This is a genomic window from Pseudomonas sp. XP2 (assembly GCF_053557975.1).
Map to the genome: position 1 here is coordinate 35,193 of NZ_JBNRIK010000037.1, position 10,172 is coordinate 45,364.

General features: G+C 59.4%; 12 protein-coding genes and 1 tRNA gene. 6 read left to right on the top strand and 7 right to left on the bottom strand.

The features are described from left to right. The 7 genes from ACK1VC_RS26875 to ACK1VC_RS26905 form a co-directional block, all read right to left on the bottom strand. The gene (locus ACK1VC_RS26875) at positions 1 to 297 is read right to left on the bottom strand and encodes a hypothetical protein (RefSeq protein WP_191087289.1); all 297 of its coding nucleotides are present in this window, start codon (positions 295 to 297) and stop codon (positions 1 to 3) included. Then, positions 294 to 563, bottom strand: a complete 270-nt coding sequence (locus ACK1VC_RS26880; RefSeq protein WP_191087290.1) for a hypothetical protein — start codon at positions 561 to 563, stop codon at positions 294 to 296. Before ACK1VC_RS26880 ends, ACK1VC_RS26875 begins: the two co-directional genes overlap by 4 nt. Then, positions 560 to 718 (bottom strand): hypothetical protein, encoded by a 159-nt coding sequence (locus ACK1VC_RS26885; protein WP_191087291.1) that lies wholly within the window; start codon positions 716 to 718, stop codon positions 560 to 562. Before ACK1VC_RS26885 ends, ACK1VC_RS26880 begins: the two co-directional genes overlap by 4 nt. A gap of 386 nt (positions 719 to 1,104) precedes the next feature. Next, positions 1,105 to 1,329, bottom strand: a complete 225-nt coding sequence (locus ACK1VC_RS26890; RefSeq protein ID WP_191087292.1) for a helix-turn-helix transcriptional regulator — start codon at positions 1,327 to 1,329, stop codon at positions 1,105 to 1,107. A gap of 131 nt (positions 1,330 to 1,460) precedes the next feature. Then, positions 1,461 to 2,426, bottom strand: coding sequence for a DUF6387 family protein (locus ACK1VC_RS26895; RefSeq protein ID WP_191087293.1), 966 nt, complete (start codon positions 2,424 to 2,426; stop codon positions 1,461 to 1,463). 21 nt (positions 2,427 to 2,447) lie between these two features. Further along, positions 2,448 to 3,656: a tyrosine-type recombinase/integrase gene (locus ACK1VC_RS26900; RefSeq protein ID WP_135198700.1), complete on the bottom strand. Its 1,209-nt coding sequence runs from the start codon at positions 3,654 to 3,656 to the stop codon at positions 2,448 to 2,450. Positions 3,657 to 3,863: 207 nt separating this feature from the next. Further along, a tRNA-Leu gene (locus ACK1VC_RS26905) sits at positions 3,864 to 3,948 on the bottom strand. A gap of 107 nt (positions 3,949 to 4,055) precedes the next feature. On the opposite strand from ACK1VC_RS26905, the gene queA reads away from it, so the two are divergent. The 6 genes from queA to ACK1VC_RS26935 all read left to right on the top strand — a co-directional run. Beyond that, a complete protein-coding gene (gene queA / locus ACK1VC_RS26910) occupies positions 4,056 to 5,105 on the top strand; it encodes a tRNA preQ1(34) S-adenosylmethionine ribosyltransferase-isomerase QueA (RefSeq protein WP_191087294.1) in 1,050 nt (349 codons plus the stop codon). Between the two features lie 14 nt (positions 5,106 to 5,119). Then, positions 5,120 to 6,235: a tRNA guanosine(34) transglycosylase Tgt gene (gene tgt / locus ACK1VC_RS26915; RefSeq protein ID WP_016501406.1), complete on the top strand. Its 1,116-nt coding sequence runs from the start codon at positions 5,120 to 5,122 to the stop codon at positions 6,233 to 6,235. A gap of 42 nt (positions 6,236 to 6,277) precedes the next feature. Then, on the top strand, positions 6,278 to 6,613 hold the full coding sequence (gene yajC, locus ACK1VC_RS26920) for a preprotein translocase subunit YajC (RefSeq protein WP_016484964.1): 336 nt from the start codon (positions 6,278 to 6,280) through the stop codon (positions 6,611 to 6,613). Positions 6,614 to 6,676: 63 nt separating this feature from the next. After that, positions 6,677 to 8,539, top strand: coding sequence for a protein translocase subunit SecD (secD, locus tag ACK1VC_RS26925; RefSeq protein WP_449118153.1), 1,863 nt, complete (start codon positions 6,677 to 6,679; stop codon positions 8,537 to 8,539). Between the two features lie 10 nt (positions 8,540 to 8,549). Then, positions 8,550 to 9,458 carry a protein translocase subunit SecF gene (gene secF / locus ACK1VC_RS26930; RefSeq protein WP_016484966.1) on the top strand — a complete coding sequence of 303 codons (909 nt, stop codon included), beginning with the start codon at positions 8,550 to 8,552 and terminating at the stop codon, positions 9,456 to 9,458. 122 nt (positions 9,459 to 9,580) lie between these two features. Next, positions 9,581 to 10,172 (top strand): glycine zipper 2TM domain-containing protein (locus ACK1VC_RS26935; RefSeq protein WP_449118154.1); only part of this gene is annotated, 592 nt, incomplete at its 3' end.

Sequence of the window (10,172 nt, forward strand, 5' to 3'; positions counted from 1 at the left end):
TTATGCTCCGGGTTTGACTTCGGACAAATGGAGAGTTGCTGCAGCGCTTGTGTCAGACAAGTTAGCAACGAGACTGCCTAAGCTTTCGAGAAGCCAGCCTATATCAGTTACTGCCCCAGGGTTCAGGCCGGTGTCGTCGTTCGATGCTGTACAAGCCAGCAGGTGGCCAATGCCGGATATCCCGTGCGCGAGTACGGAAACACAGGTTTCAGTTGCCTGCTCTGTCGCTTGCAGCTGACCGGGAGTCATGTTCTTCAGCGCTTCGTGGCGTGGCAGGAGATCGTTCCAGTAGCTCATTGCACACCCCCAACGTCGGTCGCGCTGTAGCTATAGCCGATGTACCGGTGCCGCCAGCAAAAGTTCTGCGAGCCGAGTTTGACGTTGTCGAGCTGCGCGTAAAGGTCTTTCGAGATCGGATGCTGCTGACCAAGAGCCGGGATAATCATCGCCGTAAGGATACATTCGAGCTTTTTGAACGCCTCCCTGGCCTGGTTTTGGTGGTGGCATTCGAAATCGGCGAGAACGGCCGGCTCCAGCATTGTTTGCTTCGGACCACGGATCATTGCGCACCTCCTTGGGCTTCCAGTGCGCGGGCTTGATCCATGTGGTGGTTGTAGCGCTTCAAGCGGACGGACAGGGACGAGTTTGCGCGAAGGGCGCTGAGGGCCATGTTGCGGTGAGCAAGAGCACGGATTTTGGACGGAATGAGGGTGTTCATCGGTTCAGCTCCTAACGTTGAGGAACTGCCACGGATCGTCGCCAAACGATTTAGGGTGGCAGCTGTGCGCAGGTTGGCGAACCGGGACGTTAGGCACCCGGCAGACCCGAAGGTCTCCCGCGCACAGCCGCCATAAACAGGATGTGCGGGCACAAAAAAAGCGCCTGCAATCATCAAGGGGGCGCTTGTGCGCCTAACAGTAATCGGGTCGCCAAACCCGGTCGCTGAATTTGCAGCGACAGATGGACGATACAGCGAGCGCCGAATGGGTGCAAGTCCTACTCGTGCCCATTTTTTGCACTCGTGCCCATCCCTGTGCGTGGGCACGAGTGAGAAATTTGGGCACGAGTAAGGAGAAAGGGAATCAGTGGAGGCCGGGTAGGTCATCATGCCACCTCGCCACGGCTGGCTGCGATCTGCTCATCACACCAGGCGTAAATCTCTGCCTCGATCCACACGACGCACTTCGGGCCGAGCGTGACTTGTTTAGGGAAAGCGCCAGCGGCGATACGGCGGTAAATCTCGGTGCAGGACAGGCCGGTGATCGACTCAACGTCCAGGCGCTTGATGAAGCGGCGAGCGGGCGGGGTGGTGTTGGTAAGAGTAGCCATCGTCTGCGCCTCCTTGGGCATGGTTGGATGGCTATGGATTTAATAGGTAATCAAACTAGTTTTCGATCCAAATACTGACCATCAAAATGTTCCGGAATTTATTGGAAGTGAATTTATTCCGGATCTTTTGATTAGCCAAAATCTTCCGCAGCAAAAGGTTTCAAACCGTCGATCAACGAATTTAGGTCCGAAGCCAGTGGTTTCACGGTTTTCCGCAGACGGTCTTCGCCGAACGTATCAGCGGAGATTGCATTTGCCATCACCCGGTCCGGGATGTGGTTGTCAGTCTCCAAAGACCAAAAGTAAAGGTCTAGGTAAGGCAACAAACCGTAATCACCCCACCAGTCAAATGCTGGTTTTTTTGGGGTGCCTGCACCTTCCGGGGAATTGGTTCTTTCTCTTTTCAGCCATTCTTTGAATGATTTAAGAATGGCAGCGTCCGGTGCGTTAAGATCGACGGTGATTGCGGGGTTATGCCACTTCTCGTTAATTTTCCTATCGAGTTTTATCTCGATATGTGGTGTGCGTGAGAAAAGATCGTAATTGTCTTCCCTGGAAAGCAGCTCCGTCAATGTGAGGCCTTGGCCTTCCTCATCTGAATCTAAGTCAATCTCCGCTTCTGGATATGCAGATAGTTCCCCATTTTCAAGGTAGTCCCATAGGGTTAGGGTTGAACTATCCGCATCTCCGTCTTCAACGGAAAATTGATCAGATGTTTTTTGGCGCAGCATGTCGTAAAGCGTGAGCGGCTTTATGGACCGTTGATCGGCAAGGCCGTCATTGGAAATAGCAAAGCGTGCTGCATCCCAATAGAAGTTACCAGGCAGGTAGCAATCGATGGGGGTATCGCGAACTTGATTGAGGACGTCCACCATGTCGAGAATGTACATAGCTTCCGTAGAACCGGATTTTCGAAGCTCTTGAAGCTTTGGTATGGCCGACAAATAATCAAGCTTGAGCATGGGCAGCATTGGGAGCATGGTTGCTCGTAACTGAATGTGAAACAACCAATCTTTTGCCGAAAACTCAGATACCGCCTTGTAGTTGTTCAGATCGAACCAGGTCGGTAAATCTTTTACGGTGTCAATCTTAGCCATGTCTGATACCTCGTCCAAAGTTTAGGCTGATCGGCCTATGCTGATAACGTTGGCTCCCGCGCACAGTGCGTCGATCACGTCGGCCCATGCCTGCATCATCGCGCGGCGTTGATCCAGGTAGTGTGCATGGTTGTACGTGTCGCGGATCGAGTCTTGATCGCCATGGGCCAGCTGCCGCTCGATCCAGTCGCGGTTGTAGCCTCGGGTATTCAGGCTTGTGCTCAATAGATGACGGAAACCGTGGCCAGTCTGGCGCCCGTCGTATCCCATGGTGGAAAGCGCCTTGTTCACTGTGTTCTCGCTCATTGGCCTAGACCGATCATTGCGGCCAGGGAAGGCGAGGGGATAGGAGCCGGTCAGCTCATGCAGGGCACGCAGCAGAACCACGGCCTGACGTGGGAGCGGGACGATGTGAGGGCGCCGTGCCTTCATCCGTGCTGCAGGGATCGTCCAGGTAGCTGACTCCAGGTCGAACTCGTCCCAGGGTGCCAGCCGCAGCTCACCGGGTCGCACTGCTGTCAGCAGTAGCAGGCGAATGGCGATCTTGCTGGTGATATCGCACTGGGCCGCGTCCAGTTTCTCCAGCAGCTCGGGCAGTTCGCCTTCTGATACGTGCGGATGGTGGCGAGTGCGCGGGGCGTGCGCGGCTACCACGTCCAGATCGGTGGCGGGGTTGCCGGGTACCACGCCCTTGGCTAAGCCGAAACGAAATATCTGGCTCAGCCACTGGCGAACCTTACGGGCGACGTTAAATGCCTCGCGCCGCTCGATCTTTCGCACCAGGTCGACCAGCTCAGGGCGTTGCACCTCAGCAGCGGGCCGTTTGCCAATCACCGGGAATATGTCCGACTCCAGATACTGCAGCGCTTTCGATGCGGTGGCTGGCGCCCATCGTGGCTGGTTGTAGTCGTACCATTCCCGCGCCAGAACTTCGAACGTCAGCACCAGGGCAGCAGCAGCGGCCTTTTCCTGCTGTTTATGTGCGCTTGGGTCTATGTCCTGGGCCAGCAATTTTCGCGCGGCATCCCGGCGCTCGCGTGCCTGGGCAAGTGTCACTGCGGGATAGGCGCCCAGGCCCAGCATCTTGGCCTTGCCCTCGAATCGGTAGCGAAGGCGCCATAGCTTCCCGCCAGCGGTCGTCACCTCAAGGCAAAGGCCTTGGGCGTCAGCGAGGCGATAGAGCTTGTCGCGGGGTTTGGCGGTGCGGATGGCGGTATCTGTGAGCGCCACGGCTATTCCCTTGCAGTGCCGAACCGCGCTGGATTGCGGTCGGTGTGTGAGTAGGATTCTGGACCGAACTCGTCCTACTCACAAATCTACTCACATACTTGCGGGCTTTCAAGGGAATCACTGGGAACGATGGGCACAAAAAAACCGGCCAAGTGGCCGGTTTCTCTGGTGTTCCGGGTCTGGTAGGGACCGCTTGGAACTATGTGATGGTGCCCCGAGGGAGACTCGAACTCCCACTCCTTTCGAAAACGGATTTTGAATCCGCCGCGTCTACCAATTCCGCCATCAGGGCGTGTGGCGCGCAGTATAGAGAGCTGCCGCTAGTCGGTCAATCGGCTTTCATGGTCAATTTTCACACATTGGGCTAAACTTCCCGGCCCTGCCGAACCGAACATCATCATGCGCGTCGCCGATTTTTCCTTCGAACTCCCTGATTCCCTGATCGCCCGCCACCCGTTGGCCGAGCGCCATGGCAGCCGTCTGCTGGTACTCGATGGGCCGACCGGCGCGCTGGCGCACCGGCAATTCCCCGACCTGCTCGAATACCTGCGCCCCGGCGACCTGATGGTGTTCAACAACACCCGGGTGATCCCGGCGCGCCTGTTTGGCCAGAAAGCCTCTGGCGGCAAGCTGGAAGTGCTGGTCGAGCGCGTGCTCGACAGCCACCGGGTGCTGGCCCATGTGCGTGCCAGCAAGGCGCCGAAAGAAGGCGCAGTCATCCTCATTGATGGCGGTGGCGAGGCCGAAATGGTCGCGCGCCATGACACGCTGTTCGAGCTGCGCTTCACCGAAGAGGTGCTGCCACTGCTCGACCGCGTCGGCCATATGCCGCTGCCGCCCTACATCGACCGCCCCGACGAGGGCGCCGACCGTGAGCGCTACCAGACCGTGTACGCCCAGCGCGCCGGTGCGGTTGCCGCGCCCACTGCGGGCCTGCACTTTGACGAAGCGCTGTTGGAAAAGATTGCTGCCAAAGGTGTGGAGCGGGCTTACGTTACCCTGCACGTGGGCGCGGGCACGTTCCAGCCGGTGCGGGTCGACAAGATCGAAGACCACCACATGCACAAAGAATGGCTCGAAGTGGGCCAGGATGTGGTCGATGCCATCGAGGCCTGCCGCGCACGTGGCGGCCGGGTGGTCGCGGTCGGCACCACCAGCGTGCGTTCGCTGGAGAGCGCGGCGCGCGATGGCGTGCTCAAGGCCTTCAGCGGCGACACCGACATCTTCATCTACCCGGGCCGACCGTTCCATGTGGTCGATGCCCTGGTCACCAACTTCCACCTGCCGGAGTCCACGCTGCTGATGCTGGTCTCGGCCTTCGCCGGTTACCCCGAGACCATGGCCGCCTATGCGGCGGCGGTCGAGCACGGGTACCGCTTCTTCAGTTACGGTGATGCCATGTTCATCACCCGCAATCCGGCGCCACGCGGCCCCGAGGATCAAGCATGAGTCGCACCTGTCGAATGTCCTTCGAACTGCTGGCTACCGACGGCAAGGCCCGTCGTGGTCGCATCACCTTCCCACGTGGCACGGTGGAAACCCCGGCGTTCATGCCGGTGGGCACCTATGGCACGGTCAAGGGCATGCTGCCACGCGATATCGAGGCCATTGGCGCCGAGATGATCCTGGGCAACACCTTCCACCTGTGGCTGCGCCCGGGCACCGAGGTGATCAAGAAGCACAACGGCCTGCACGACTTCATGCAGTGGAAAGGCCCGATCCTCACCGACTCCGGTGGCTTCCAGGTGTTCAGCCTGGGCGCCATGCGCAAGATCAAGGAAGAGGGCGTGACCTTTGCCTCGCCGGTCGATGGCTCGAAGGTGTTCATGGGCCCTGAAGAGTCGATGCAGGTGCAACGTGACCTGGGCTCGGACGTGGTGATGATCTTCGACGAGTGCACCCCGTACCCGGCCGAGCACGACGTGGCACGTACTTCCATGGAACTGTCGCTGCGCTGGGCCCAGCGTTCGAAGAACGCCCACGCCGACAACACGGCGGCGCTGTTTGGCATCGTCCAGGGTGGCATGTACCAGGACTTGCGCATGCGCTCGCTGGAAGGCCTGGAAAACATCGGCTTCGACGGCCTGGCCATCGGCGGCCTGTCGGTGGGCGAACCCAAGCACGAAATGATCAAGGTGCTGGATTACCTGCCGGGCATGATGCCTGCTGACAAACCTCGTTACCTTATGGGGGTAGGCAAACCGGAAGATCTCGTTGAGGGTGTGCGCCGCGGCGTCGACATGTTCGACTGCGTGATGCCTACGCGTAACGCACGTAACGGCCATCTGTTTGTCGATACAGGGGTGATCAAGATCCGCAATGCGTTCCATCGCCATGATGAATCGCCGCTGGATCCGACCTGTGACTGCTATACCTGCACCAACTTCTCCCGTGCCTATCTCCATCACCTGGACAAGTGCGGCGAAATGCTGAGCAGCATGCTGAATACCATCCACAACTTGCGCCATTACCAGCGCTTGATGGCCGGTTTACGCGAGGCTATTCAACAGGGTAAATTGGCCGCCTTTGTCGACGCCTTCTACGCCAAGCGCGGGCTTCCTGTACCGCCTTTGGACTGACTGTCTGCATCCATTATTAGAAAATTACATTAGGAGTGCCCAATGAGCTTCTTCATCCCCGCCGCATACGCGGACGCTGCAGCACCTGCCGCTGGCCCAGCCGGTACCGGCTTCGAGTGGATTTTCCTGGTCGGTTTCCTGGTCATCTTCTACCTGATGATCTGGCGCCCTCAGGCCAAGCGCGCCAAAGAGCAGAAGAACCTGCTCGGCAACTTGCAGAAAGGTGACGAAGTTGTCACCAACGGCGGCATCGCCGGCAAGATCGTCAAGGTTTCCGATGATTTCGTGGTGCTGGAAGTCTCCGACACTGTCGAGCTGAAGTTCCAGAAGGGCGCCATCGCGGCCACCCTGCCAAAAGGTACGCTCAAGGCTATCTGAGTTACCGGTTTTATTTTCCAGTCGGGGCGCGCAACGCGCCCCGCGTCTTGAACGGGCGGCGTGATGCTGAACAAATACCCTCTGTGGAAATATGCACTGATCGTGCTGGTACTGGTGGTCGGTTTCATTTATTCCGCTCCTAACCTCTACCCGGATGACCCGGCGGTGCAGATCAGCGGTGCCAGTTCGGCGCTGCAGGTAAACCAGGCCGACCTCGATCGCGTCAGCAAGGCGCTGCTCGATGCCAAGATCGCCGTCAAGGGCGCGAGCCTGGGTGAGAAGGGCAGCGGGCTGATTCGCCTGACCAACCAGGAAGACCAGCTGCCAGCCAAGGATGTCGTGCGCAAGGCACTGGGCGATGATTATGTCGTGGCCCTGAACCTGGCCCAGACTACCCCGCAATGGCTGCGCAACCTGGGTGCGAGCCCGATGAAACTGGGCCTGGACCTGTCCGGTGGTGTGCACTTCCTGCTGGAAGTGGACATGGACAAGGCCATGATGGCCCGCATGAAAGTCTACGAAGGCGAGGTCAAGACCTTGCTGCGTAAAGAGCGCGTCCGCTACCGCAGCCTGCCCCAGCAGGATGGCGGCATCATGCTGGGCTTTGCTGACGATGCAACCCGCGAACAGGCACGTGCCCTGATCCGCAAGAATTTCAATGATTTTGACCTGACCACCACCGAGCGCAACGACCTCGCCGTGCTGCGTCTGGCGCTGACTCAGGCAAAAGTTGCCGAGATCCGCGAATACTCGATCAAGCAGAACCTCACCACCGTCCGCAACCGTGTCAACGAGCTGGGCGTGGCTGAACCCCTGGTACAGCGCCAGGGCGCCAACCGTATCGTGGTCGAGCTGCCAGGCGTGCAGGACACTGCCGAAGCCAAGCGTATCCTCGGTAAAACCGCCAACCTGGAGTTCCGCTTTGGTGCCGAGCCGGGTGCGTCCAAGGCCACGACCGAAGTGTTCGAATTCCGTGAAGGCGGCCGTTCTGCCCCGGTCGAGCGCGGCCTGATCATCACCGGTGACCAGGTAACCGACGCCCAGGCCAGCTTTGACGAGCACGGCCGCCCACAAGTGAACATCCGCCTGGATGGCCACGGTGGCGAGCTGATGAGCCGTGCTACCCGTAGCAACGTTGGCCGCAGCATGGCGGTGATCTTCATCGAGCAGAAGCCGGTGACCCGCTATGTGAAGCAGACCGTCGACGGCGTCGAGAAAGACGTTGCCGTACAAAGCTTCGTGGAAGAGAAGAAGATCATCAGCCTGGCGACCATCCAGTCGCCGCTGGGCAGCCAGTTCCGCATTACTGGCCTGAATGGCCAGGGCGAATCGTCCGAGCTGGCCCTGCTGCTGCGTGCCGGTGGTCTGGCCGCGCCGATGTACTTCGCCGAAGAACGTACCATTGGCCCAAGCCTGGGTGCCGACAACATCACCAAGGGTATCGATGCTTCGCTGTGGGGCATGCTGTTCGTCTCGCTGTTCATCATCGCCATCTACCGCGGCTTTGGCGTCATTGCCACCATCGCCCTGGCGGGCAACATGGTATTGCTGCTGGCGCTGATGTCGCTGCTGGGCGCTACCCTGACGCTGCCGGGTATTGCCGGTATCGTGTTGACCATGGGTATGGCGGTGGACGCCAACGTGCTGATCTTCTCGCGTATCCGCGAAGAGCTGAAAGCCGGCATGTCGGTGCAGCGCGCCATCCACGAAGGCTTCAACCGCGCCTACACCGCGATCATCGACGCCAACCTGACCAGCCTGCTGGTCGGCGGCATCCTGTTCGCCATGGGTACCGGCCCGGTCAAAGGCTTTGCGGTTACCATGTCCCTCGGGATTTTCACCTCGATGTTCACCGCCGTCATGGTGACCCGTGCAATGGTCAACCTGACCTGCGGCGGGCGTGACATCAAGAAGCTGTGGGTTTGAGGGAGCTGCGATGAAAACCATCAACTTCATGGGCGTGCGCAATGTTGCGTTCGCCATTACCGTGCTCCTCACCGTACTGGCGCTGTTCAGCTGGTGGCAGAAGGGTCTCAACTTTGGCCTGGACTTCACCGGTGGTACGCTGATCGAGCTGACTTACGAGCGCCCGGCCGACCTCAAGGCGGTGCGTGCCGAGCTGGTCGATTCCGGCTTCCACGAGGCCGTGGTGCAGAGCTTTGGCGCTACCACCGACCTGCTGGTGCGTATGCCGGGCGACGACCCGCAGCTGGGTAACAAGGTGGCCGCTGCCTTGCAGAAGGCCGGCGGCGACAACCCGGCTACCCTCAAGCGTGTCGAGTTCGTAGGCCCGCAGGTGGGTGAAGAGCTGCGCGACCAGGGCGGCATGGGCATGCTCATGGCCTTGGGCGGCATCCTTATCTACCTGGCCTTCCGCTTCCAGTGGAAGTTCGCCGTGGGTGCGATCGTTTCGCTGATCCACGACGTGGTGGTTACCCTGGGTATCCTGTCGTTCTTCCAGATTACCTTCGACCTGACGGTGCTGGCGGCGGTGCTGGCGATCATCGGCTACTCGCTGAACGATACCATCGTCGTGTTCGACCGGGTGCGTGAGAACTTCCGCGTCATGCGCAAGGCCTCGCTGATCGAGAACATCAACGTTTCGACCACCCAGACACTGCTGCGCACCATCGCCACTTCGGTTTCGACCTTGCTGGCCATTGCCGCGCTGCTGTTCTTCGGTGGCGACAACCTGTTCGGCTTCTCGCTGGCCCTGTTCATCGGTGTCATGGCCGGTACCTACTCGTCGATCTACATCGCCAACGTGGTACTGATCTGGCTGAACCTGAACAGCGAAGACCTGATCCCTCCAGTCAAGGCTGAAGGTGTGGACGAGCGCCCATAAGGCCCCGTCCCTACGCCGTACGGCGAGCAAAAAGGCGCGAGTGTTGAACTCGCGCCTTTTTTTTTGCTCCAAGGCTGGGAGAAGCGCGGGTTGAGACCCGCTGGTACGATCAGGAGGTTCACGTGAACAAATCAATGCTGGTGGGTGCGGTGCTGGGTGCTGTCGGTGTAACTGCCGGAGGTGCTGTGGCGACCTACAGCTTGGTGAACAAAGGCCCCGAAGTCGCCCAGGTGACGGACGTCCAGCCGATCAAGCAGCAGGTGAAAACCCCGCGTGAAGTGTGCAAGGACGTGGCCGTGACGCGTCAGGCGCCGGTCAAGGACCAGCACCAGATTGCCGGTACCGTGGTCGGTGCGCTGGCGGGTGGTTTGCTGGGCAATCAGATTGGCGGCGGCACCGGCAAGAAGATCGCTACCGTGGCCGGTGCGGTCGGTGGTGGTTATGCCGGTAACAAGGTTCAAGAAGGCATGCAGCAGCGTGACACCTATACCACCACACAAACACGCTGCAACACGGTCAACGACATCAGCGAGAAGGTGGTGGGTTACAACGTGACCTACTCCATCGGTGATCAGGTAGGCAAGGTGAAGATGGACCGCGAGCCAGGGGCGACCATTCCTCTGGACAAGAATGGCAAGTTGATCCTGAGCGAAGCTGCCCAGTTGATGGTGTTGCCTGTGCTGGCCTCTTCGCGGGTAAACCCGCTCCCACACT